Origin of the sequence: Streptomyces chlorus (genome assembly GCF_042655885.1) — a bacterium.
GTDB lineage: Bacteria > Actinomycetota > Actinomycetes > Streptomycetales > Streptomycetaceae > Streptomyces > Streptomyces chlorus.
Map to the genome: position 1 here is coordinate 12,988 of NZ_JBHSOA010000089.1, position 23,252 is coordinate 36,239.

At 70.2% G+C, this 23,252-nt stretch carries 20 protein-coding genes and 1 pseudogene; 8 read left to right on the plus strand and 13 right to left on the minus strand.

The window, feature by feature from the left end; genetic code table 11:
• Positions 1-16: 16 nt before the first annotated feature.
• From ACFPZI_RS30965 to ACFPZI_RS30975, 3 genes are all read left to right on the plus strand, one after another.
• On the plus strand, positions 17-808 hold the full coding sequence (locus tag ACFPZI_RS30965; RefSeq protein WP_381370058.1) for a class I SAM-dependent methyltransferase: 792 nt from the start codon (positions 17-19) through the stop codon (positions 806-808).
• A gap of 238 nt (positions 809-1,046) precedes the next feature.
• Positions 1,047-2,309: a C40 family peptidase gene (locus tag ACFPZI_RS30970; protein ID WP_381370061.1), complete on the plus strand. Its 1,263-nt coding sequence runs from the start codon at positions 1,047-1,049 to the stop codon at positions 2,307-2,309.
• Positions 2,310-2,661: 352 nt separating this feature from the next.
• Positions 2,662-4,113, plus strand: a complete 1,452-nt coding sequence (locus ACFPZI_RS30975) for a PP2C family protein-serine/threonine phosphatase (protein WP_381370064.1) — start codon at positions 2,662-2,664, stop codon at positions 4,111-4,113.
• Positions 4,114-4,146: 33 nt separating this feature from the next.
• Here the strand turns inward: ACFPZI_RS30975 and ACFPZI_RS30980 are convergent, their stop codons facing one another.
• The 4 genes from ACFPZI_RS30980 to ACFPZI_RS30995 form a co-directional block, all read right to left on the minus strand.
• The gene (locus tag ACFPZI_RS30980; RefSeq protein WP_381370272.1) at positions 4,147-4,479 is read right to left on the minus strand and encodes a DUF2516 family protein; all 333 of its coding nucleotides are present in this window, start codon (positions 4,477-4,479) and stop codon (positions 4,147-4,149) included.
• 153 nt (positions 4,480-4,632) lie between these two features.
• Positions 4,633-5,265 carry a hypothetical protein gene (locus ACFPZI_RS30985; RefSeq protein WP_381370067.1) on the minus strand — a complete coding sequence of 211 codons (633 nt, stop codon included), beginning with the start codon at positions 5,263-5,265 and terminating at the stop codon, positions 4,633-4,635.
• Positions 5,266-5,342: 77 nt separating this feature from the next.
• A complete protein-coding gene (locus ACFPZI_RS30990) occupies positions 5,343-5,957 on the minus strand; it encodes a helix-turn-helix domain-containing protein (protein ID WP_381370070.1) in 615 nt (204 codons plus the stop codon).
• 191 nt (positions 5,958-6,148) lie between these two features.
• Entirely contained in the window at positions 6,149-6,874 is a 726-nt protein-coding gene (locus ACFPZI_RS30995) for a class I SAM-dependent methyltransferase (RefSeq protein WP_381370072.1), read from the minus strand.
• Positions 6,875-7,075: 201 nt separating this feature from the next.
• Here ACFPZI_RS30995 and ACFPZI_RS31000 point away from each other — a divergent pair, with 201 nt between their 5' ends.
• The 3 genes and pseudogenes from ACFPZI_RS31000 to ACFPZI_RS31010 all read left to right on the plus strand — a co-directional run bounded on the left by ACFPZI_RS31000 (position 7,076) and on the right by ACFPZI_RS31010 (position 10,185).
• Positions 7,076-7,675: a DUF6058 family natural product biosynthesis protein gene (locus ACFPZI_RS31000; protein WP_381370275.1), complete on the plus strand. Its 600-nt coding sequence runs from the start codon at positions 7,076-7,078 to the stop codon at positions 7,673-7,675.
• Positions 7,676-8,122: 447 nt separating this feature from the next.
• A pseudogene (locus ACFPZI_RS31005) lies at positions 8,123-9,187 on the plus strand (MerR family transcriptional regulator); the annotation flags it as partial.
• Positions 9,188-9,303: 116 nt separating this feature from the next.
• Positions 9,304-10,185 carry a GNAT family N-acetyltransferase gene (locus ACFPZI_RS31010; protein WP_381370075.1) on the plus strand — a complete coding sequence of 294 codons (882 nt, stop codon included), beginning with the start codon at positions 9,304-9,306 and terminating at the stop codon, positions 10,183-10,185.
• A gap of 184 nt (positions 10,186-10,369) precedes the next feature.
• Here the strand turns inward: ACFPZI_RS31010 and rox are convergent, their stop codons facing one another.
• Entirely contained in the window at positions 10,370-11,806 is a 1,437-nt protein-coding gene (rox, locus tag ACFPZI_RS31015) for a rifampin monooxygenase (RefSeq protein ID WP_381370278.1), read from the minus strand.
• Positions 11,807-12,292: 486 nt separating this feature from the next.
• On the opposite strand from rox, the gene ACFPZI_RS31020 reads away from it, so the two are divergent.
• On the plus strand, positions 12,293-13,201 hold the full coding sequence (locus tag ACFPZI_RS31020; RefSeq protein WP_381370078.1) for an aminoglycoside phosphotransferase family protein: 909 nt from the start codon (positions 12,293-12,295) through the stop codon (positions 13,199-13,201).
• A gap of 106 nt (positions 13,202-13,307) precedes the next feature.
• Here the strand turns inward: ACFPZI_RS31020 and ACFPZI_RS31025 are convergent, their stop codons facing one another.
• From ACFPZI_RS31025 to ACFPZI_RS31050, 6 genes are all read right to left on the minus strand, one after another.
• Positions 13,308-13,634, minus strand: a complete 327-nt coding sequence (locus ACFPZI_RS31025; RefSeq protein WP_381370081.1) for a hypothetical protein — start codon at positions 13,632-13,634, stop codon at positions 13,308-13,310.
• 135 nt (positions 13,635-13,769) lie between these two features.
• Complete coding sequence (locus ACFPZI_RS31030) at positions 13,770-15,017, minus strand: aminotransferase class V-fold PLP-dependent enzyme (RefSeq protein ID WP_381370084.1); 1,248 nt, start codon at positions 15,015-15,017, stop codon at positions 13,770-13,772.
• A 431-nt stretch (positions 15,018-15,448) separates the two neighbouring features.
• Positions 15,449-17,638 (minus strand): phosphotransferase, encoded by a 2,190-nt coding sequence (locus tag ACFPZI_RS31035; protein WP_381370087.1) that lies wholly within the window; start codon positions 17,636-17,638, stop codon positions 15,449-15,451.
• A gap of 245 nt (positions 17,639-17,883) precedes the next feature.
• The gene (locus tag ACFPZI_RS31040) at positions 17,884-18,351 is read right to left on the minus strand and encodes a hypothetical protein (RefSeq protein WP_381370090.1); all 468 of its coding nucleotides are present in this window, start codon (positions 18,349-18,351) and stop codon (positions 17,884-17,886) included.
• 170 nt (positions 18,352-18,521) lie between these two features.
• Positions 18,522-19,295, minus strand: a complete 774-nt coding sequence (locus tag ACFPZI_RS31045) for an HAD family hydrolase (RefSeq protein WP_381370093.1) — start codon at positions 19,293-19,295, stop codon at positions 18,522-18,524.
• Entirely contained in the window at positions 19,295-20,185 is an 891-nt protein-coding gene (locus ACFPZI_RS31050; protein ID WP_381370096.1) for a GntR family transcriptional regulator, read from the minus strand. The genes ACFPZI_RS31045 and ACFPZI_RS31050 overlap by 1 nt, the downstream gene beginning before the upstream one ends.
• Positions 20,186-20,349: 164 nt before the next feature.
• Between ACFPZI_RS31050 and ACFPZI_RS31055 the strand changes: the two genes are divergently transcribed.
• Positions 20,350-20,538, plus strand: a complete 189-nt coding sequence (locus ACFPZI_RS31055) for a hypothetical protein (RefSeq protein WP_381370099.1) — start codon at positions 20,350-20,352, stop codon at positions 20,536-20,538.
• A gap of 45 nt (positions 20,539-20,583) precedes the next feature.
• Here the strand turns inward: ACFPZI_RS31055 and ACFPZI_RS31060 are convergent, their stop codons facing one another.
• Entirely contained in the window at positions 20,584-21,522 is a 939-nt protein-coding gene (locus ACFPZI_RS31060) for a winged helix-turn-helix domain-containing protein (RefSeq protein WP_381370102.1), read from the minus strand.
• Between the two features lie 342 nt (positions 21,523-21,864).
• Positions 21,865-23,139, minus strand: a complete 1,275-nt coding sequence (locus ACFPZI_RS31065) for a GNAT family N-acetyltransferase (RefSeq protein ID WP_381370105.1) — start codon at positions 23,137-23,139, stop codon at positions 21,865-21,867.
• Positions 23,140-23,252: the final 113 nt, after the last annotated feature.

Below are 23,252 nucleotides of genomic sequence, written 5' to 3' on the forward strand. Positions count from 1 at the left end.
CGGGGGGACCCCCATCGTGGGCGCGGTGACGCGCGGGACGACCAACCCGAACCGTCTGCGCCGCATGGACCGCTGGATCGCGGCCACGCACGGCGCCGAACTGCGCCGCGCCGACCACCCCGTCGCCGTCGACCTCGGCTACGGCGCCGCCCCCTGGACGGCGGTCGAGCTGCTGCACCGCCTCCGCACCGTGGCTCCGCGCGCGCGGGTGGTGGGCGTCGAGATCGAACCGGCCCGGGTCACGGCGGCCCGCCCGTACGAGCACGAGGGGCTGTCCTTCCGGCACGGCGGCTTCGAGATCCCGCTCCCCGGCCGGCCGGCGCTGGTCCGCGCGGCGAACGTCCTGCGCCAGTACGACGAGGCCGAGGTCGCCGCCGTATGGCAGCGGCTGTGCGCGCGGCTCGCACCGGCCGCCCCCGGACGGGGCTCGCGCGGAGGGCTGCTGGTCGAGGGGACCTGCGACGAGATCGGACGACGGCACGTATGGGTCGCCCTCGGCCCCGAAGGGCCGCGCACGGTCACGTTCGCGACCCGCCTCGGCTCCCTGGAGCGCCCCTCGGACCTGGCGGAACGCCTGCCGAAGGCCCTCATCCACCGCAATGTCCCCGGCGAGCCGGTGCACGCCTTCCTGCGCGACTTCGACCGCGCCTGGGCGGCGGCGGCGCCCTACGCCTCGTACGGCGCCCGCCAGCGCTGGATCCGTACGGTGCGGGATCTCGCGGCCGACTGGCCGGTGACGGACGGCCCGGCGCGGTGGCGGCAGGGTGAAGTCACGGTGCGGTGGGAGGCCCTGGCGCCCCGGGGGTGAGTCGGCACGCGGGGGGCAATTCGGCACTTCGAGGGCGAGTCGGCACTCCGGCACTCCGACACCCGGACCGGCGTCAGGAACGATCCCCGTGAGTCGTTCGTCACATCGACGGGGCGATCGTCATGACGAGGAGGGGGAGACGGGAAGTGTCACCTCTGGTCACTTCACAGGTCGGCGTGGCAACATCCCCCGAACGGCAGGATGTTACTGACCGGTTAATCAGTTTGGGGGCGGGGTCATGAAGGCGGGCAGGCGCACTCTGACGGCGACGGCGGTGACCGTGGTCTGCGCGATCACCGTGCTGGCGGCACCCGGCACGGCGTTCGCGGCCCCCACCCCCCCACCTTCCCCGAGCGCGACCGCGAGCGCCGGCGCGAATCCCGGCACGGACCCCGAGATCGCGCCGTCCAAGGATCTCGAAGCCGTACGCAAGAAGCTCGAGAAGTTCTACCGCGCGGCGGCCGTCGCCACCGAGGAGTACAACGCCGTCGAGGAGAAGACGAAGCAGCAGTCCGCTGAGATCGTCAAGCTGACCGGGAAGATCGTCAAGGGCCAGAAGAAGCTGGACGACCTGAAGGACCGCGTGGGCGCCGCGGCCGCCTCCCAGTACCGCGGCGGCGGGCTGCCGCCCGAGGCCCATCTGATGCTGAGCGACACCCCTCAGGACTTCCTCGTCGGCGCGGGCCGGATACGTCAGGGCCAGCACGCGGCCAAGGGCCTGCTCGGTGACTTGAGGCGCGCCCAGGAGGACTTGGAGCAGCACGCGGAGGACGCCGAAGCCCAGTGGCGGAAACTGGAGACGGGCCGCAGGGCCAAGGCCAAGGCGCAGAGGAAGATCGAGAAGAGGATCGCGGCGGCCGAGAAGATCGAGTCCGAGCTGGAGCAGGAGGAGAAGGAGCGCCTGGCCGAACTGGAGCGGCAGGCCGCCCAGAAGGCCCAGGCCGCCTGGCTGAACTCCGGCGCCCTCGAAGGCACCGCGGCCGAGGCGACCGAGCAGGGCGGGGAGGCCGTCGCGTACGCCACCGCTCAGATCGGCAAGCCGTACATGTGGGGCGCCGAGGGCCCGAAGGCGTACGACTGCTCGGGGCTGACCTCACAGGCGTGGATATCGGCCGGGCAGGCCATCCCGCGCACCTCGCAGGAACAGTGGAGACAGCTGCCGCGCGTCGCCGTCAAGGACATGCGGCCGGGCGACCTCATCATCTACTGGGACGACGCCAGCCACGTCGGCATGTACATCGGCGACGGCTCCATGGTGCACGCCCCGCGCCCGGGTCGGACGGTGACGACCGCCGGTGCCGGTTCGATGCCGATCCTCGGGGTGGTACGCCCGGGTGGGACCGCCGGCGGAAGCGGAAGCGACAACGGAGGCGGGAGCAAGAACGAGAGCGGAAACAGAAACGGGAGCGGGAGCGGAAAAGCGGACGCGGCATCGCACACGACCGAGGACGCCAAGGCGCGCCCGAACGCAGCGGCGGACACAGACACGGCCGCGGACTGAGTGACCCGGGTCTCGCACCCTCCCACTCCGCTCAACCCGCCCCGTTCGATCCGCCCGTGACCTGCATCATGTGACCCAATCCACGCAATTGGCACCGCCGAACCCCCGCGGACGTGACGTTCGTCATTCCGGCTGCATCTCCGAGCCTGTCCAACTGCTGCCCATAACGCGGCATATGACACTGGCTGATGGCCGAACGGCGTGCTCCACACCATTCCGCTGCGGCGCCGACACCCGCTATCGTCCCCGCTGGAAAGGGACGCCCCTGCTCGCACAAAGTCGGTGAGTACGGGACGGGCCGAGAGCCCACGCCCCCGCCACGCCCTCGGGGGGAGGGAAGGAACCCGGAACAATGCCCGCACCCGTACCGCGGCAGAGAACGTTCCCGGCCGCGGAAAGCGGTCAGGCGCACACCGCATCCATGAACGGCGGCCCCACCGAGGGCGCCCCGGAGGCAGGGGCAAAGGTCCCGCACACGGCGGAACACACCGCGAACCGCACGGGGAAGGCCAGGACCAGGATCACGCCGGACAGCGCCGAGGCGACCTCGACCGCCCCCACCCACCTCACCCTGTTGCTGATCGAGGACGACCCGGCAGGCTCGCCGATCGTGCCCGACCTGCTCGACCGGAGCGGCAAGCCGGTCCGCGTCCGCACCGCCCGCAACCTCACCGAGGCCGCGCGGCTGCTGACCGACGACGTCCACTGCATCCTCCTGGACCTCGCCCTGCCCGCACCCGGCAGCCGGGCGGCAAACGGCGCGAACAGCAGTGGCGGAAGCAGCGGTGGCGGCGGTAGTGGCGAGAGCGGCGGCGATGAGGGCGACGACGAGCTCGCCGTGCTCAAGCACGTGCTGGAGCTCGCGCCCCGGCACGCCGTCCTCGCGCTGACCGCGTCCGGCGACGCCGAGCGGGGCGCCGAGGCGGTGCGCGTGGGCGCCCAGGACTATCTCTTCCGCGACGAGCTGGACAGCAGGCTGCTGAGCAGGGCGATCCGGTACGCGGTGGAGCGGAAGCGGTCCGACTCGGCCGAGCGCCGGCTCGCCGAGGGCAGACTGCACGCCCGGGAGAACCGCCGGCTGGAACGCGGACTGCTGCCGACGCCGCTCCTGGACGGCTCCCCGCTCCGCTTCGCCGCCCGCTACCGTCCGGGCCGCTCGCGCGCCCTGCTCGGCGGTGACTTCTACGACGTCGTCCGCACTCCGGACGGCACCGTGCACGCCATGATCGGCGACGTCTGCGGCCACGGCCCGGACGAGGCCGCCCTCGGCGTGGAGCTGCGGATCGCCTGGCGGGCGCTGACGCTGGCGGGCCTGTCCGGGGACGAGCTGCTGGGCACCCTGCAGCAGGTGCTGGAACACGAGCGCGCGGACGACGAGATCTTCGCGACCCTCTGCGCGGTGGACATCTCCCCCGACGGCCGGGAGGCGGGCCTGTGCCTGGCCGGCCATCCGTCACCGCTGCTCGCCCGCCCGGGACACCCCGCACAGCTGCTGCCGTACGACGACAACGGCCCCGCGCTCGGACTGCTGCCCAGCGCCCGTTGGCCGCGTACCCAGGTGGAACTGGGCGCCGAGTGGAGCCTGATGCTCTACACCGACGGCCTGATAGAGGGCCGTGTCGGCGACAGCGGAGAACGGCTCGGCCAGGACGGCATGGTCAGCATGGTCCGCCGTCAGCTCACCGACGGCCTGCGCGGCAAGGAACTGCTCCGGGCGGCGGTCAACGAGGTCCGCAACCTCAACGGCGGCGAGCTGACCGACGACGTGGCGGTACTCCTCCTGGACCGGGTACCCCAGCCGTAGGACCTGTCCGAGCCGGTGCCTTTACCGTCCGGCTCACCGTCCGCCGTTGTACGGGCCGTAGGGGCCGTCGCTGCTGGAGCCCCGGTGGCTGCGCCCGCCGCCGGAGAGACCGCGCAGGGCGGGACGGACGTCGACCATGTAGACGATGGTCGCGATCAGCCCGATGATCGGCAGGAACGACATGATGTCGAAGATCAGGTTCACCACGAAGGCGAGCCCGAGGATGATCAGCCAGAACGGCTTGGTCTTCTTGTCCGCCGCGCGATAGGCGTCCTCACGGCGGATGGCCGCGTCGATCAACGCGAAGCCGCTGAAAACGATCAGGGCCATGCTCAGCAGCCACATGAACCCAGCGAAGCCCTGCATCAGCACAACGTCCACCACCCGACTCGGCTCGTCCTTACGCGGTCACCGTACCCGCAACCGCCGGCCGGCTATCCGTAGAACGGGCCGGACACCCCAAGAGTGCCCGGCCCGTTCAGTTCCACCCACTGCTCACCGCTGCCGCTGTGCTCGCGGCTAGTTGGCGGGCGGCGTCGTCTTCTTGGGCGTGGCCTTGCGCATCGAAGCCTTCTTGGCGGCGGACTTCTTCTCCTCGTCGGAGGCGAAGGCGGTCGAGGCGGCCTTGCCGTCCTTGCTCGCCTCGTCCTCCTTGACCTCGACAGCCTCGACGACCTCGAGCTTCGGCTTGGGCTCGGCCTTCGGCTCGACGGCGACGGCGAAGTCCTCGATGCCCTCGGCGGCCTCACCGCGCCAGGTCTTCACGGCCTGCTCGCCGTGCTCGGCGACCTTCTCGTACGTCTCACGGGCCTTGACGGCGTACTCGGCGGCGACGCCGACGCCACGCAGGGCGAGGTCCTGAGCGGTCTCGCCGAACTTCTTGAGGTCGGTGTCGAGCGAGCCGAAGAACTCGCCGACCTTGGCCTGGACGCTCTCCTGCGTCTCCTTGACCCTGATGGTCGCCTTCTCCTGGACGGCCTTCGGGTCGGTGTGACGCACGGCCTCGATGCGCGAGGGAGCCTCGGCGCGGATCTGCTCCACCAGCCCCGGCACCTTCTTGGCCTGCTGCAGAGCGAGGTCGGCGGTGCCGGCGGCGAAGTAGAGGGGGGTCGGGTTGCTGAGGGACTTGCGCAGGTCGTCGGTGATGGCCATGGTGAGGGTCCTCCCGGATTCGTTTATCGGCTGAGGGTCTGTGTGATCCGCGGCGGCGGCCGGTGCCCTGGTCCGGCTCAGCCGGCCGTCTGCTGCGGATCGGTGTCAGTGCCGCCTGCCGTACGGGGGCGGCTCTTGGCGGGCGTACCGCCCTTACTGGTGGAGGGAGGCCGGCGCTCGGCGGACGCACCGCCACCGCCCTGGCGCCCCCGCCGTATCCCGGCACCACCCCCGGAACCATCCGTAGCGTTCGAAGCCTCCGCGACCGCTTCCACAACCTCGGCTCCCTGAGCAGCACCGGCAGCACCGGCACTCCCCGTCGTCTCACCGTCCTCGGGACCCACAAACCCGTTCTCCTTGCGGAAGGACTCGTAGATCTGGAGCAGCACCTGCTTCTGGCGCTCGGTCAGGGCGAGATCGGCGAGGATGACGGCCCGTGTCTCCACGTCGTCGCGGTCCCGCTCGGCGTCGAGGATGCCGGCGCGCACGTACAGCGTCTCGGCGGAGATCCGCAGCGCCTTGGCGACCTGCTGCAACACCTCCGCGCTCGGCTTGCGCAGCCCGCGCTCGATCTGGCTCAGATACGGATTGGACACCCCGGCGGCATCGGCGAGCTGCCGCAGCGACAACTGCGCGTTGCGCCGCTGCTCCCGCAGATAGTCACCGAGATTGCCGACGTTGAGTGATGCCATGCCTCTACCCTGCCGCACTCCGCTAACTATTGCAAGCACATGCTTGCAATAGTGCGCCACACTGTGCACGGCCGAGCGTGATCCACCACCGGTGTCCCTTCCCCGTGCTTGTGCGGGTTTCCCGCTGGATCCGCTCAGTGAAGTGACGAGCCCCGGTCGTTCCGCGCAGTGAGATCTCTTGCAGGTTTCCCTTACGGACGTCGCGCGACGAAGACGAACTCCCTGCCCGGCCTGTCAGGAGCGTCGCGTACGTCCTCCACCACGAACCCCTGCGCGGTCAGCTCGGCCTCCACCTCCTGTTGCCCACGGAAACGCAAAGTGGAATCCGACGTCAGCACCTGCCCGTCCGCGCCGAACACGTACGTCCAGCGGAACGTCACCAGCGGCTCGCTCACCTCGATCAACTGGACCCAGCTCTCGACGGTGCCGACGCCCGGGATCTCCGTCACCGTGTAGGAAGCCTCACGGTTCCACCCTCCCCAGGCGCGTCTGACCGGGTCCCGGGTCTCGAAGACCAGATGTCCGCCGGGTCGCAGTGCTTCGTAGGCCCCTCGCAGGGTCTTCCGCCACGTCTGTGGATCGGCGATGGCCTGGGCAACGTTCGCTGTCATGGTCACCAGGTCAACCCGCAGCGGCGGGAGCGTCGCCGCATCACCACAGATCCAGCGCACACGCTCACTGCCCGGCTTGCCGCGCGCCACGTCGACGGATGCCTGGGCGGGATCGACGCCGACCACCTCGATCCCGCGATCGGCCAGCAGGAGCGCGAACACGCCTGTCCCGCAGCCGATGTCCAGCACCCGACGCGCTTCGAACTCATCCGCCATGTGGACGTACGGGTCGAGATCGCTGCGGTCAGGGTCGAGTGGGTCATAGATCGCGGCGAGGCGTGGATGCCCGAAACACTCGTCAGCCATGCGGCCGAACATATGGGCAACCGCGTTCGGATGCCTGCTCAATTCGATTAATCGTCAAGAGCTGTGGACCGGTGGGCGCAGTGAGGGCGAGGTGCTGTCGTGATTCCATCGATGGTTCGGTGAGTGCCGAACCGTCCGGCCGCTAGCGTGCCGAGTCCTGTGCGGGAGATGCCCGCGCTGGTAAACGCCGGAGGCGACCCGATGTCGGAGACAGACCTGAAGCAGCAGCTCGCCGAGCGATTCCGTGAAGTCAACGGCGACCATCCGATGACCGATGCCGATGACGCATACGTCAGCGCGCAGTTCGTTGCCCTGGAGGAACTGTGCGCGGTCCATGGCCGCGACGCCGATGCGGTCCGCCGGCTGATGCTGGGGCAGCGTCTGCCGCTTCCGGGATATCTGCGCTCCGACGGTGCCGAGATGGTGCCGGCCGACCTGTTCGCTCACGCCGACGAAGCCGGCGGCATGGAGCCGCTCGAAGCGTGGTTCACCGCTCACTGGGCCGACCCGGTCACCGGGAAGGCGGAGTGGAATGCGTATCTCAGCGGACAGTACGTGTGCCTGCACTCGGTGACCCCGGCCGCCATTCGGCGCAAGGATCACCTGACGACCGCGATCAGCGCCGCAGCGAACGAGCCGGACGCCGGTTCAGCACAGTGGTCTGAGAGGCTGCACACCCTGGTCGACGAACTCGACACGCTGGAACCGGCGTTCACGGCCTATGACCGTCTTCGGTTCGGCGGGCCCACGTCCCGGGACACCTGCATCGACGCCATGCGCGCTCGCTTCCCGCGCCCGTGACCCGGATCCATGGGTGGCGTTCTGCGGATCGGTTGCGATCGCTCATGCCGCGCGGGCTTCGGGACGTTCGACTAGGCGGCCGCGTTCGAAGCGGGCTCCGGCGCGGACGAGGGCGACGAGGTGGGGCGTGTTCACGGCCCGCCACCGCCCCGCCCCGACGGACAAGCCCATGTCGGGCGGACGCTGGAGTCGGTGGCCTCGATGTTCATCCAGCACCCTCCCTGCCACACGGGCCGCGGCACAGAGCACCACGGCGCCGATCCGGCCTCGGAGGCGGTCCGGACGATCCACCAGCTCCAGGAACTGCTGCAGGAATGGATCTGCAGTCCTGAACAAGGGGGAGACCATCGGACGGGGCCCGGCAGAACCCTTGGTTGACCTTCACCCTGGGGGAGCCCTCAGCATCGGTGGGGCCGGGCGACGTGCTCGGCATGAGGAGGAACGAGCATGGGTTTGCTGACCATCGGGGCGTTCGCGAAGGCGTCCCGGCTGTCGCCGAAGGCGCTGCGTCTTTACGACGAGCTCGGCCTGCTGACCCCCGCGCGTGTCGACCCGGTGACCGGCTACCGCCTCTACGCACCGGAACAACTGGATCAGGCCCGGCTGGTCGCCTGGCTCCGACGACTGGGAATGCCTCTGGCCCGCATCCGGCGCGTCTGCGGCCTGGAGACAGCGTCGGCGGCCCAGGAAATCCGCGCGTTCTGGGCCCAGGTCGAAGCCGACACCGTCGCACGACGGGGCCTTGCCACCTTCCTCATCGACCACCTGTCCTGGAAGGACCCTGCCATGTCCTCGACCGCCAAGCCCCTGGGAATCCGTTACGCCGCTCTTTCCGACACCGGTCTCGTCCGCGAGAGCAACCAGGACACCGCCTACGCCGGGTCCCGTCTGCTCGCCGTCGCCGACGGCTTCGGCGGTCGAGGAGCCCCCGCGAGCGCGGCCGCCATCGACGCGCTCAAGCACCTCGAAACCGACAGCATCACGGCGGGCAATCTGCTCAACGTCCTCGAAGACGCCATCGACCAGGCCAAACAGGCCGTGCACGGCGTCGCCGGGACCGGCCCTTCCCCCGAAGAGGCCGGGACCACACTCACCGCGATGCTCTGGACCGGATCACAACTCGCCCTCGTCCACATCGGCGACTCCCGCGTCTACCTCCTGCGCGACGGAGAGCTGTTCCAGATCACCCACGACCACACCATGGTGCAGTCGATGGTCGACGAAGGACGCCTCAGTCCGGAAGAAGCGGCCTCCCACCCCCAGCGGTCGCTGCTGATACGCGCTCTGAGTCGAGGAGCCGATGGCACCCCCGACATGCGCCTGCACGATGCCCGGCAGGCAGACCGGTACCTGCTCTGCTCCGACGGTCTGTCGGCCGTCGTGCCGACCGAAGAGATCCACCGGGTGATCTCCGAGGCCACGGAGCCGGGGCAGGCAGTCCGCAAACTCATCGCCCTCGCCAACGGCTCCGGCGGCCCCGACAACGTCAGCTGCGTGGTCGCCGATGTCATGGAGCTCCAGCACTGGGAGCGAGCGGCCCGCACGCCGGGTTGCACCAGGTCCGCTCCCACGGCCTCGCCCTGGCGGAAAACCACGGGGCACACCTCCAGCACGGGGGATCATGAAGCATGCGACCGGATGACTGGCACCTCACCGAAGACGTCGGCGACTTCCTCGCCCGGGCCGGAGACTTCCTGCGCTCGCGGCCCGGCCCGCACGTCATGCAGCTGACCTGGGCCGAGAGAGTGCGAGCGCGTGGGGCGGAGGCGTTCGGCACCGAAGCCCCCGTCTTCGGCGTGCTGGAGCGAGCGGGCGAGGTCCACGCCACCTTCTACCGCCTCCCGCCCCGTGGTGTCGGCCTCTCTCCGCTCACGCACGAGCAGGCCGACTCCCTCGCCGTCCGCCTGGCCGCCCTCGGGCACTCCCTTCCCTCCGTCAGCGCGGACCACAGCACCGCCACCGCTTTCGCCGAGGCCTGGCAGCGGCACACCGGCGCGACGCCGAAACTCCGCGACACGCGGCTCCGTCTGTACCGCCTCGGCACGCTCACCCCACCGGAGCCGCTGCCGGCGGGCCGGGGCCGCGTCCTGGGCGAGCAGGACCTTGAGCACGTCATGTTCTGGTGCGGCGAGTTCGCCAAGGCCGTCGGGGAAGACGTCTCCATCGACGCCGGCACGTGGGCCGACACCCGCTTCGCCGACAAGCGCTACACGCTCTGGGAGACCCCGGACGGCACCCCCGTCTCCATCGCGGGCATGAACCCGATGATCGGCGGCCAGATCCAGGTGGACATCGTCTACACCCCGGCCCACCTGCGCGGTCGTGGCTACGCGGGCGCCGTGACGGCGGAGGTGAGCCGGGCCGCGCTGGCCGCGGGCGCGCGGGAGGTCGTCCTGTTCGCGGACCTGGCCAACCCCACCAGCAATGCCCTCTACCAGCGCCTCGGCTATCGCACGCTCACCGACTGGGCCGCGTACGACTTCTCATGCGCCGCGCCGGAAGCCGGTTAAGGACGAACGGACTTGTGGCGCAGGACACCAGCAGCAGGATCACAGGATTGGTCGGCGTGCCCACGATGTTCTCCGGGTGATCGCGCCGGACTGAGCAATCATCCGGAGGAGGGGTTCGGTCCCGTTCGATCTGCCCAGTCCCGTGACCGTCCCGACCGTCCGGCCGGCCGGGACGGGGCAGCGCTCAGCCGGCGGCAGCGCCGAACCACCTGTGCAGTCGGCCGAGCAGGTCCCGCTGGTCCTCGCCGACCCATGCCACATGTCCGTCCGGTCTCAGGAGCACCGCGGGGACATCCAACTCCTCGCTGACGTCGACGACGTGGTCGATCCGGTCCGCCCAGCCCTCCACCGAGAGCCGGCCGCCGGTCTGGTCGAGCAGCAGTCCGTGGCCGCCGCGCATCAGCTCGTACAGGCGCCCCCGCTTCAGCCCCACGTCCCGCAACCGCCGGCCGAGGAGTTCGTGGCCCTCGCCGAAGTCGTAGCGGACCCCGATCGCGGTGATCTTCTCGATCAGGTGGCGGTTCACGTCCTCGAAGTCCATCAGCTCCGACAGCAGCCGGCGCACCGACCGGGGTCCCGGCTCGGCCGACAGCAGGAGCATCTGCGCGCGGGTGTTGTCCAGCACGTCGGCGGCCACCTGGCGCCGTTCGGTCTCGTAACTGTCCAGCAGCCCTTCCGGCGCCCAGCCGCCCACCTCGGCGGCGAGTTTCCAGCCGAGGTTGAAGGCGTCCTGGATACCGAGGTTGAGGCCCTGCCCGCCGGTCGGCGGGTGGATGTGCGCCGCGTCGCCGGCCAGCAGCACCCGGCCGGTCCGGTAGCGCTCGGCGAGACGGGTGGCGTCGCCGAAGCGGGAGATCCGGCGGGGTGAGTGCACGCCGAAGTCGGTACCGGCGAACGCCCGCAGCTGCTGTTTGAGCTCGTCGAGGGTCGGCGGGACCGTACGGTCCTCGGCCACGCCCTCGGCGGGCACGATGACACGGTGCACCCCGTTCCCCTGGGGGATGACACCGAACCGGAACTGGGTCCTGCGGACCTCGGCCACCACGGCGGCCAGCGTCTCCGGCGGTACGTCCAGCTCCACCTCGCCCAGCAGCGTCTCGACCCGGGAGGGCTCGCCGGGGAAGCCGACACCGAGCAGCTTGCGCACGGTGCTGCGACCGCCGTCGCAGCCGACGAGATAGCGCGAGCGCAACCGCGTGTCTCCCCCGCCGGCCAGCTCGGCGGTCACCCCGTCCTCGTCCTGGCTCAGCCCGGCCAGTTCGCAGCCGTACCGGATCTCGGCACCGAGTGCGACGGCGTGTTCGGTCAGCAGGCGCTCGGTGACCGGCTGCGGAATGCCGAGGACGTACGCATGCGCGGTGTCCAGCCGTTCGGGCCACCCCTTGTCGATGCCGGCGAAGAAACCGCCGACCGCGTACTGCTTGCCCAGGGCGAGGAACCGCTCCAGCAGACCACGCTGATCCATCACCTCGACGCTGCGCACGTGCAGCCCCAGCGCACGGGCGTACCCGGCCGGCCCGGCCTCCTTCTCCAGCACGAGCACCCGCACACCCCGCAGCCGCAGCTCAGCGGCCAGCATCAGCCCGGTCGGCCCGCCACCGACCACGATCACGTCCATCATGAAAACCCCCATTTGACGATGTTGAATTTCGGCCGACCGGCCGCTCCGCGCACTCCGGCGGCGCGTACACCCGGCCTCCGTGCCGCGGGCCCTCCACCGCACGGCGGGTCCCACCGGCGGTTCGCCACCCTCACGTGACCCATACGTCGACAACAGCACGCATTCTTCGCGAATCACCGATTTCCTTAGGTTCCGTCCCAGGCCGACGATTCTGAGGCATCACCCGGGCCTTGCCGCAAGCCCCCCGGTGCGCTATACGTTGAGAGTGGCAAGGAGTGGGTACTCTCCTTGCCTTTGTCGTCCCCGCACCGCAGAGCGGCTCGCCGCGCTCGCACTCTGACGGTTCCGGCGCACGCCCGGTCCGGCGCTTTCGGGCAACGACCCGCTCGCCCCGGCACGTTCCCCGCCTTCCGTTGGACGGCACCCGGATCCATGGCGAGGAAAAGTCGTTGGCTCTCCGGTCCGTCCAGCGGTGAGACTTCCGGCGTGACGCTTCACGAGAATGAGATTCCGGTCGACGAGTCGGTGGTCCGGTCACTGTTGAAGGCGCAGCGGCCGGAGTGGGCCGATCTGTCGTTGTCGCCCGCGGGGGCGGGCACGGACAACACCATGTACCGGCTGGGCGACGACCTGCTCATCCGCCTCCCGCGAACCAGCGGCAACGGAGAGTCCCTGCGGAAGGAGTTGGACTGGCTTCCTCGGCTTGCGCCCCTCCTCTCCTGCCCGATTCCCGAACCCGTCCATGCCGGAACGCCCACGAACGACTTCCCCCTGCTCTGGTCGGTCTACCGCTGGATCGACGGTGACGAGGCCCGCCCTGACACCATCCAGGACTGGGCCTCCTTCGGCGCCGACCTGGCGGCGGTCGTACGGGAACTCCACGGCATCGGCCTCATGGGAGCGACGCGCGCGGGCGAACTCAGCTGGTACCGCGGAGGCGGTCTGGAGCCGTGCGACGAGTGGATCAGCGGCTGTTTCGATGATTGCCGGTCCACCGTGGGTTCCGAGCTCGACGTCGACACGCTGGAACGGCTGTGGCGAGCCGCCCTCGCCCTGCCCGAGCCCTCCGGGCCTCAGGTGTGGCTCCACGGCGACCTCAAACCGACCAACCTCCTGGTCCGGGACGGCAGGCTCCACGCACTCATCGACTTCGGAGGGCTCTCGATCGGCCATCCCGACGCCGAGCACGCCACGCTCTGGGACCTGCCACCACAAGCACGGCAGGCCTACTGGGACACCGTGAATCTCGACACACCGGCCTGGACCCGCGCCCGCGCCTGGGCGATAGCGGTGGCCGTCAGCGGAATCTCCTACTACTGGGACACCTTCCCCGCCTTCGTCGCTGAATGCCGCGCCCGGATCGAGGCGATCCTCATGGACGCCACCGCGCGTTGAGTGGATCTGGAGGGAACCAGCAACCGGCTCCGGCTCCGGCTCCGGCTCCGGGCTCCGGGCTCCGGGCTCCGGGCTCCGGGCTCCGGGCTCCGGGCTCCGGCGGACTCTACGAGCCCCGGTACAGCCGCTCCAGGTCCACGAGCAGAACCTCGCCCCGGTCAGCGGCCGCCCGCAACTCCGGGGTGAAGCCCGCGCCGCTGTAGCAGGCGGGGGTGGTGTGGCTGGTGTCCACGCCTCGTGCGGCGAGCAGGTGCAGGATGCGGCGGAGCCGTTCGAGGTGGCCGAGGTCCATGACCTTCTGCCACTTGGCCTCGCCGACGGACAGGAGGATGCCCTGGTCCTGGCCGATCGCGCCGTGTACGACGACGTCGGCCTCCAGGCTCGTACGACTGTCGGGGTCGGCGACGGTTCCGGCCGTGACCTGGATCGGCATGCCGCCGAACGTGCCGGGATCCGCATGCCGTTCGGCCCATTGGCGGCACAGTTGCTCGAAGTGCGGGCCCACCACCTTGCTCAGGAAGGTGCTCCGGCTGTGTTCCCATACCTGCGCGGAACACCGGACGGGCCGCTAGGAAGCGCGGTGCCGCTTCTGTGCGCGGGCCGCGCGGGCCCACTCGCCGAGGATCGGAACGCAGTGCTCGGCGAAGTGCTCGTAGTCCTCGGCGGTGTTGTAGACGTGGGCGGAGAGCCTCAGATAGCCGATGCCGTCGAAACTGGTGAAGGCGGCCTCCACCCCCAGTTCCCCGGCCGCCCGGTCGCGCAGCGCGTCGGCCGCGACGCGGCTGTCGGCCAGTCCCTCGGGCAGCCGCACCAGCCGCATGCCGGGCACGGGCATGCCGACGTCCACCGGGCCGTCGAAGCCCGTCAGTGCGGCGAGCGCGGCGCCGATGGTCCGTTCGGCGTAACCGGCCAGGTCGTCCATGTACCGGCGGGCGGTGGGCCAGCCCCAGGTGCTCTCGACGAGGCCGATCGCGGTGGCGGCGGCGAGAGGGCCGGTGGCGTCGATCGTGCCCTGCTGGTCGAAGCGGTCGGGGTACGGGTCCTCGGCCCCCCAGGAGTCGATCAGCGGATACAGGTCGTCCCGCTGCGGTCCACGGGCTACCAGGGCGGCGGTGCCGCGCGGCGCGCAGGCCCACTTGTGCAGGTTGCCGACCCAGAAGTCGCAGGCCGGTCCGGCGAGCGGGGCGGCGATCAGCCCCGGCGCGTGCGCGCCGTCGACGAGCAGCGGGACACCGCGCCGCCGCGTCTCGGCGCCGATCCGCTCCACCGGCATGCGGCGGGCGGTCGGCGAGGTGATCTGGTCGACAACCACGAGGTCGGTGGCGTCGCTCAGCTCGGCGGCCACCGCCTCGTACGCCTGCTCCTCGTCCGCGTCCAGCGGCACCGTGGCCGTACGGACCCGGCCGCCCCAGCGGCGTGCCAGGCGCTCGGCGCCCATGGTGACGGCGCCGTACCCGTGGTCGGTGACGACGATCTCCCCGCCGTGGCGGCGCTCGAGGTTGGCGAAGACGACGCTGGCGCCGGCGCTCGCGTTCGGCACCAGGGCGAGGTCGCCGGGGTCCGCCCCGAGAAACGCGGCGAGGTCGACCCTGGCCTCCGCGAGCCGCTGCGGCAGCGCGGGGAACCAGACCACCGGCGCGCTCTCCATCTCCTCCCGCACCCGCTGCTGGTGCTCCTGCGCCACCAGCGGGACAGCCCCGAACGAACCGTGGTTGAGGTGCCGCAGGGCCGGGTCCAGCGACCACGCGTGGAGGGCCGGCCGGCCGTCGGCCAGCAGCAGGGGCCGCGGTGCGGTGGTGACCTCGGTCTCGCTCACATGACTCTCCCTTGACCAGACATCGAGTTCGCTCCCGCAGCCCTTGGGATCGGAGTGCTCCGGGCCCCAGGGTTCGAGGCGCATCCGTACGATGACATGTCCCGCCGGACCCGGGCGGTCGAACGGGTCCTGGAGGCGGTGGTGGAGCCGGCCGGGGCACGCGCCGGAAGCCGCATCGACGAGGACAGCGGCGTCGTGGAGGACGTGGGCGACCAGGCCGAGCAGGGCACCGCCGAGGAAGGCCCTGCCCTGCGAGGACGTCCCCCACGGGCTCGAAGCGTTCCCGGAAGCGCCGCAGCCACCGGCCGACACCTGCCCCCGCCGCCCCGTTCACGCGCTCCGGTATGCCGAATCCCCTCCGCGCACGACGCCCGGCCGGCCGTCACCTCCGCGTGGCCACGCCGGATTTCGGAGGGCCCGTCATGCTCCGCCTACACCAGGGCACGGGCAAGACGAGGATTGGCGGTGGAACGGACCGGAAGGCCGAGCGAGCCGGTCGCCACGGCCAGCGTCATCGCGTACGAGTCCACCGCGCGCTGGACGTTGGGAGCGTCCAGGCCGGCTCCGGTCACGATGCGGTCGAGGTCGATGTAGGCGGAGCGCACGATTTCCAGCAAGCGGTACACCTGCCAGTCCTTCTGCCAGTCACGGGTGTACTCGGACGGCAGCCGGCGTTCCCAGCGGCGGAACATCCGGTCGCGGATCTCCGGACGGGTGGGTGTCAGGTGCATGTGGCGCACCAGGTCGTAGAGGGGGTCGCCGACCAGGGCCATCTCCCAGTCGATGATGGTCAGCGCGAAGGCTTCGTCGCCGCGTACCAGATTCCACGGGTTGAGGTCGCCGTGCAGCAGAGAGGGCCTTCGGTCGCTCACGGTGTGACGGGAGAGGATCTGCTCGAGGCGGTCGACGTCCGGCAGCCCGAGATGCCGCGCCAGCCGCTGTGACCTCTCGGGCAGTTCGGCCACCAGCAGGACCAGTTGGTCTTTGAGCCAGCGGTGGAAACCCCTCGCCCCCGCCAGCGGATCGAGTGGTTTGTAGTCCACCCGTGTCAGGGCGCGGAGCTGGTCCACGAGACCGTCCGCTTCGTGCGGCAGCAGGCCGTTGACCGGGTGGTTCGGGGGGCGGCCGTTATCGTCCGGCCCTACGTAGGTATGGATGGCGAAAGGGTCCTCCGGATAGCTGACGCCCAGCGCCAGGGCCCTGGGCGCGGCCACGGGGACGGACGCCTCCTCGATGGCCCGCAGCACGGCGTGCTCGCTGAGGACGCTGCGTTCCCTTCGGCACTCCTCGGGCAGCTTCCGCCGGACGACCACGGGACGGTCGAAACCCGGTACGCGCACCACCGAGTTGAGGTGCGCGGTTCCCTTGAACACCCGACTCGCCGGAGCCGCTCCCTCGAGTGCCAGGGCCTTCCGCACCGCGGACTCCGGAAAATCGACGGGCTGTTCGAGACGCCGGTCCGGCTGCCAGGCGAAGGCTCCCGAGATCGGGACGCGGTCAAGACGATGGCGGCCGTCACGGGCCGTCAGCCATCGGAACAGTGCCCGTTCGGTCTCCCCTCCACCCGGCACGCTCCTGAGCCGCAGTGGTTCGGCAGCCGCCTCCAGGGCCCTGCGTACTTCCGCCGTTGCCTCGTCCAGCCTCTTCTGGGTGAACGACTCCTCCAGGGATCGTGCCGCCCGCATGACATCGGGATACACGGACTGGGCGTGCTCGAAGGCCACGTAGTGACGCAAGTCCGTGCCCAGACCGTTGACGGCGGCCGGACGGACCTCCCGCATGGCGTCCGCCCAGGCGTCCACCACCTCGGAGAACTGGTGTGCCGGATACCGCATCCGCACCAGGTGAGTCGCCAGGTCGTGCAGCGGATCACCGTAGGTCGCCAGCTCCCAGTCGACGCAGATGGGTGGCCGGTCGCCGGTGTAGGACAGAATCAGGTTGTCGCGATGCAGGTCGGCGTGGAGCAGGCTGTACGGTCGCCGCGCCATGGCGGGTACCCGGTCGGCCAGCCTGAGCAGAGCGTCCTCGGGAATACCCAGAGCCGCGAACAGTCCGCCGAACGCCGTCCGGTTGGGCTGCCTGATCTGCTGATCCGCGAGACGTGTCAACCCGCGCAGAAAGCCTTGGCTGTCCGTGTCGTTGTGGGGCCAGGCGTGTGGCAGCGGGGGGAGACCGTTGCGGCGCACCAGAGCCATCCGGGCCAGGAGCCGGGCCAGTTCCTGGACGAGCAGGGAGTCGACACGCTTGCCGTTCCCGCAGACGCCGGAGAGCGGGACCCCCTCCACATAGCTGTGGATCGCGAACCCGTCTCCCCTGGCCAGGACCTCGGGCACATACGGCAGGACGCCCTTGACGGCGCCGAGGATCTCTTCCTCGTGCTGCCAGGTTCTGATCACCACCGGCAGCACCCCGGAACGCCGGATCCGCACGGTCACGGAGGTACCGGCCTCACGTCCCAGCGGTTTCGCCATGGCCGGTGTGACCGGCACGACGTAGTTCCGGTTGTGGTGGCCGCTGATCGCCTGCCCCTCCCGCTCGGCCAGGTCGACGAAGGCGCGGTATCCCTGGTCGGGCAGGGGACGTTTCCCGGGAGTGAGACGGGGAGGAGGGGGTGCGCCCACTGACCGCTCCGGAGGTGCGAAAGGAGTCCACGACATGGCAAACGGTAAGCATGAGGCCCTTGTCGCGCACGGGGAACGACGCGCGACGGAGTAGCGCGCCAGGCGCACCGGGTGGGTTGCCACCACTCTGCGTGAGGGCCGCGCGAGCTCGTGCGGGATTGGCTTGTCAGCCTCTTGATACGAGCGCCGGAGAGCGTTTGCTCAGTCGGTGCGGGCATGCTACAGGAAGCCCGCCCGGGTCCGGCTCAGGCATCGGTGGAGAGCAGGTTCCACACCGAGTCGAACCACTGCCGCATGCTGTCCACGAAGACCGAGCCCGGAGACGTCGGGTCCGCGTCCTCCACATGGTGAGTGAGGGTGGCGCCGAGGCCCAGGACGTCCAGAGCCGTGATCACCTCGCCGGCCTCCAGCTCCATCGGCCGTTTGATCACCTCGTACATCCCGTGCAGGACCTCGACACCGTTGAGCAGATACAGCTTGAAGGTGGGCGTCAGCGGTGTCTGACGGACCTGCAGGTCGGCCGAAGACACCAGCTCCTCGGTCTGCAGGTCCTTCAGCGCTCCTTGCAGCGACGCGGTGTGCGACTCGGTGATGGTTCGCAGTCGCTCCCTCAGCCGTGGATCGCTCGGGTCGTCCTTGACCCTGGGATACGGCAGCTCGAGCCCCGCGTCCGGCAGGAGCATGCGCAGCGTGATCCGCTGGGGGAGATGCAAGCTGCAGGCAGTCGGTTGAGGACCGACCCAATCCGACAGACCACTTCACGGCAACCAGTCCAATAGGACGGCTGGTCGGCCACTTCACCACCAGTGGAAGGAAACGGTCAGCCGTGACTCCGTTCGGCGGCCTCCTGTGGGGTCGCCGCGCTGTCGGCCCTGCTGATGGTTCAGGCCTGAGATGCGGTGCGGATCCTGGCGAGTACGGGTTCCAGGGAGGACAGGATCACGGTGGCGCCCGCGGCCTGCAGGATCTTCCCCTTCTCCTCGTTGCGGGCGTAGCCGAGGAAGGGCACGCCGGCCGCCCCGGCGGCGTGGAGGTCGGAGGGGGTGTCGCCGATCATCAGGGCGGAGTCCGGGGCCGCGTCCATGGCGTTCAGGGCGCGGTTGATGCAGTGGGGGTCCGGCTTGAGCCGGCTGAGCTGCTGGGTGCGGCCGTAGATGTGGGGGGCGAAGCAGCCGAGGAGGCCGCGGTTGGCCAGGTACGTGCGGACCACGCGGGGGGAGTTGTTCGTCGCGATGGCCGGCCGGGGGCCCAGCGCGGTCCAGGTGCGGATCAGGGGGTCGGCGTAGGGGGTGGGCCGTGCCGAGGAGGCGGCCAGCATTTCCTCCTGGGTGAGCCGCGCCTCCAGCTCGGCCACCAGGTCGCTGCCCGGGTGCCTGCGGTCGACGGCGCGGAGCACCGCGTGGGGGTCCAGCGACTCGCGTTCGGGCTCCGTGAGCAGGCCGTGCAGGCCCCGGCCCTCCAACCATTCGACGAGGTCCGTCGCCACCCGCTCCGCCGAGTGGCCCGCGAAGAGGCGGCAGACGGGCCCGTCGAAGTCCCACAGCACGACACGGGCGCCGCTGATCAGTTGCTTCAGTTCGTCCGGATCATTGAGGTCCTTCTGGTCGCTCTCGGTCTCGTATGTCACCGGTTCGGTCTGCGTCGCATCAGAAGTCACTAGGAGAGTGTCAGGTCCGTGGTGATGGTTTCCCAGAGGGCGTCGAACCACTTCTGGGATTCCTCCACGAACGCCTGGTCCCGCTGTCCGGCCTGCTTGGCGAAGGAGAAGAGCAGGGACTGGGAGCCGAGGGCGTCGTACATGTCCAGGGTCTGGGTGCCCCACTCCTCCTCGCGCCTGGCGAGCATGTAGTAACCGAGCAGCGCCTCCTGGCCGTTGAGCAGGTAGAGCTTCATCGGCGGAGTGAAGGGCAGGGCGCGGAACCTGACGTGGACGTCGATGCCGTGGGTGTGGCGGACGGCCTGCAGGTTGTGCTGGAGCACCTGGGCCTGGGCGTTGCGCATCTGCAGCCAGCGCTCGTGGACCGGGTCGCCGGCGCCGGCGTCCTCGTCGACCAGGACGGGGAAGGCCAGGTTGATGGTCCGGGACGGCAGGAGGACGCGGAACTCGATCGATTCGGGACGGAGTCTGCCCTCGTGGATCAGCCGGACGGGTTCACCGACGGCGACCATCAGCGTCTCGGAGGTGTGGGACACGACGTCGATACGGACGTGCGCCGCGGAGAAGGCCTCGGTGAGACGGGGGGCGAGACCGACCATGGTCGGCTGGGGCTCGTCCGACGCCGGGGCCGGTTCGGCGATCCGGGGCGGGCTGCCCTTGCTGACGTTGCTCAGCAGGCCGTCGTCCGCGAGGACGCGCAGCGCCTGGCGGACGACGCCGCGTTCCACGCCGAACTCCTCGGCGAGCTCGGCCTGGGTGGGCAGACGTTCGCCGGCCCTGAGCTCCCCGGCGCGGATGCGTTCGCGCAGGATGTCGGCGATCTCCTGGGGCGAGTGGGGCGGGTTCCTGCTGTTGCCGTTCACTGCGACGTTCTCCTGGGTCACGACCAAACGCTACAACTTTGATCCATCTATGGGGAGTTGTTGAAGAGTTGTTTATAAGTACCTGCCAAGTGGGGACAACCTAGCTAGAGTTGGTTACCAACTTGGCCAAGTTGGCGGAAGTTCCGCTTCCGTCCACAGGAAAGCACGAAGCAGCACGAAGGGGGAACATCGTGCCAGTCCTCGCTCTCATCTCCGCGGTCCTCGTCGTCACCCTCGAGCAGTACGTCGAATGGAAGTACGGCATCGCCGGCATCGTCGGCCTGCTGCTGCTCACCGTCGGCATCAAGGCCCGCAGGCCGGGCGTCAGCTCCGCCGGAGCCGTCCTGCTCGCGCTGCTGGTGGCGCGGCCCGCACTCTGAACCACCCGTACGTGCCGAGCCCCTGCCCGTAGGGGCAGGGAGACGTCAGCTCGTGAGCTGCAACTCCGAACTGATCGTCTCCCACAACGCGTTGAACCACAGCTGGGACTGCGTCACGAAGGCGCTGTCCCGCATCCCGGCGCCCTGCTCGAACGCGAACAGCGCGGAGCGGGTGCCCTGTGCGTCGTACGTCTGAACGCTCTCCTGGCCGATCTGCGCCTCGCTGCGGGACAGCGTGTAGTAGGCGAACAGCGCCTCCACGCCATTGAGCAGGTACAGCTTCACCGGCGGGGTGAAGGGCAGCGCCCGGAAGGAGACCCGCACGTCGATGCCGTGGGTGGCGCGCAGGGCGAGCAGATTGTGCCGGAGCACCTGCCCCTGGGCGTTGCGCATCGCCAGCCACCGCTCGTGCACGGGGTCGTCGCCGCGGTCGCCGTGACGGCCGTCGCCCCGGCCGCCGTCGGGGTGCTCGACCGCCACCGGGAAGGCGAGGTCGATGTTCCTGCCGGGCAGCAGGACGCGGACGTCGACCTTGGCCGGTTTCATCCGTCCGGCATGGATCTGGCGCAGCGGTTCGCCGATGGCGAGGGTGAGGGATATCGCGGTCAGGCAGACGGCGTCGATCTCGACGTGCTCGGCCTCGAAGGCGGCCGCGACGCGGGGCGTGAGGGCCGCCGTGGTGGGCTGGGGCGGCGCTCCCGGGCCGGTCGGCGCACCGCCGGGGTGGCCGGCGACGGTCGCCGGGGCACCCTTGGCGACGTTGGTGAGCAGCTGCTCGGACTGCAGGATGCGCAACGCCTGGCGTACGGCACCGCGCTCGACGCCGAACTCGTCCGCGAGCTTCGCCTGAGTGGGCATGCGCTGGCCGGGCCGCAGTTCCCCGGACCTGATCCGGGCGCGCAACTCGTCGGCCACCTCGCGATGTGTCCTCTGTGGCCGCTGCGACCTCTTCCGTCCATTGACAGGGGCGTATTCCGGGTCCACGCCGAAACCCTACAACTTCTCGCCATCTTTTGGCAGTTCAGTGGAAGGTGGTTATGAGCCGCATCCAAGCGGAGATAACTTAAATGAAGTTGGTCGCCAACTTGAGCAACATGGTCGGATCTCCCAGGAGGTTGGCCATCACGGTGACAGTGGGGACCACTCCTCAAACCGCCGACCGGGCTTCCCTTCCGGAGGGGAGCCGGGAACCCGGTCGGTCAGCACCAGCGCAACCACCACAACCACAACTGAACAGCAAGAACAGCAAGAACAGCTACGGATGCACGGACACCCGCCGGACGAGGGGAAGGAGAAGGGAACACCACCGAGGGAGCGCGACAGCGCTCAGAACAGGTCCGGGCACCATGGACGCCTGGACGTACGCAGCAGGGCGTCGGCCTCACGGGCGGCGCCCGCTCGTTCTTCCCGGACCCGGCCCAGCGCCGCCAGCCGCACCGCCGACTCGTCGCCCAGCCACAACGGCGCCAACTCGGCGACATCCAGGATCAGATCGGCGTCATCGGTGGTCGCCGCGCACGTCCCGGTGCCGTCCGCCGACGCCTCCAGCCGGTAGCGCCCGCCGGCCGGCCCCGCACTGTCGGCCACCTCCAGCACCAGCGACCCGGCCGCCTCGTACGTCCGGGCCTCCAGCGCCCGTACGACGTCCAGGACGCGCACCCACAGCCAGTCCGCGTGCGTCGTCACGGCGGCGGCGCGCGGGTCCGGCAGGAGGAACGGGAGCAGGTCGTCGGGGGCCCGCCAGCCGCTCTTCACCTTCACGACCCAGTCGATCGAGCACAGATAGCGCCACAGCGCCCGTTGCGCGGCCGGGCTCACCGCGAGCAGCCAGTCCACCCGCGCCGTGCTCAACGGCTGCTTGGAATCGCCCCACGTGTCGTCCGCCGTGTAGGAGACCATGCCCTCGACCTCGCCGCCCGCCGAGCGGTACACGGCGAAGAAGGGCTCGTTCCACGTCGGGTGGAAGCGCACGGCGCCGGTGGCGGCCTTCCACCACAGGTCGGCCCGGCTGACCGCGCCCGGCTGGACCCCGCGCAGCCGCTCGTGCAGGTCCGGGCCGAGCTTGCGTACGTCCTCCGCGTCCACGAGGTCCACCCGCCCGCCGTCCTCCGGGCGGGACCGGCGCGGGTCGAGACCGGTACGCGGGACGTCGACGGTCCACTCGGTGGCCCAGGTGGCGGGGCCGAAGCCGTAGCGGCCGTAGATCGGGTACTCGGCGGCGATGAGGGTCGCGACGACGTCCCCGCGTTCCTTCGCGGCGGCGAGGTCCTGCGCCATCATGCGGGTCAGCAGGCCGCGCCGGCGGTGCGTGGGGGTCACGCTGACGTTCGTGATGGCGTCGGCGGGCACGGCGGCCCCGCCGACGGCGGTGAGTTCCTGCGCGAAGGAACGGAACGTCGCGACGCAGCGGCCGTCGTCGAAGGCCCCCAGCGACCGGCCCGGCAGGAACTGCAGGCGGCGGCGTGTGTCGAGGTTCTCCGGGGAAGAGGTGGGCTCGCGCAGGAACCCGGTGTTCAGGGCCCGGTTCCAGTCGGCGAACTCGGTCTCGGTGATCGGGCGTACGTCGATGTCGGTGCGGGGCGTCCCGGCGCTGGGGGTCATGGCTTCACGGTAGGTCGCCTCCTGAGGGGGTGTCGCGCGCTTTTCCGACCGTCCACGGCCCGGCCCACGGCCCCGGCCACCGGATGCAAGCCGCCCGTCCGACACCCCGCCCC

Excerpts from the sequence above, each read along its gene's own strand:
- ACFPZI_RS31010 (WP_381370075.1), top strand. The coding sequence starts at position 9,304 with ATGCGACCGGATGACTGGCACCTCACCGAAGACGTCGGCGACTTCCTC.
- ACFPZI_RS30975 (WP_381370064.1), top strand. The coding sequence starts at position 2,662 with ATGCCCGCACCCGTACCGCGGCAGAGAACGTTCCCGGCCGCGGAAAGC.
- ACFPZI_RS31000 (WP_381370275.1), top strand. The coding sequence starts at position 7,076 with ATGTCGGAGACAGACCTGAAGCAGCAGCTCGCCGAGCGATTCCGTGAA.
- ACFPZI_RS31025 (WP_381370081.1), bottom strand. The coding sequence starts at position 13,634 with ATGCCGATCCAGGTCACGGCCGGAACCGTCGCCGACCCCGACAGTCGT.
- ACFPZI_RS31065 (WP_381370105.1), bottom strand. The coding sequence starts at position 23,139 with ATGACCCCCAGCGCCGGGACGCCCCGCACCGACATCGACGTACGCCCG.
- rox (WP_381370278.1), bottom strand. The coding sequence starts at position 11,806 with ATGATGGACGTGATCGTGGTCGGTGGCGGGCCGACCGGGCTGATGCTG.
- ACFPZI_RS30990 (WP_381370070.1), bottom strand. The coding sequence starts at position 5,957 with ATGGCATCACTCAACGTCGGCAATCTCGGTGACTATCTGCGGGAGCAG.
- ACFPZI_RS30995 (WP_381370072.1), bottom strand. The coding sequence starts at position 6,874 with ATGGCTGACGAGTGTTTCGGGCATCCACGCCTCGCCGCGATCTATGAC.
- ACFPZI_RS30970 (WP_381370061.1), top strand. The coding sequence starts at position 1,047 with ATGAAGGCGGGCAGGCGCACTCTGACGGCGACGGCGGTGACCGTGGTC.
- ACFPZI_RS30985 (WP_381370067.1), bottom strand. The coding sequence starts at position 5,265 with ATGGCCATCACCGACGACCTGCGCAAGTCCCTCAGCAACCCGACCCCC.
- ACFPZI_RS30980 (WP_381370272.1), bottom strand. The coding sequence starts at position 4,479 with ATGCAGGGCTTCGCTGGGTTCATGTGGCTGCTGAGCATGGCCCTGATC.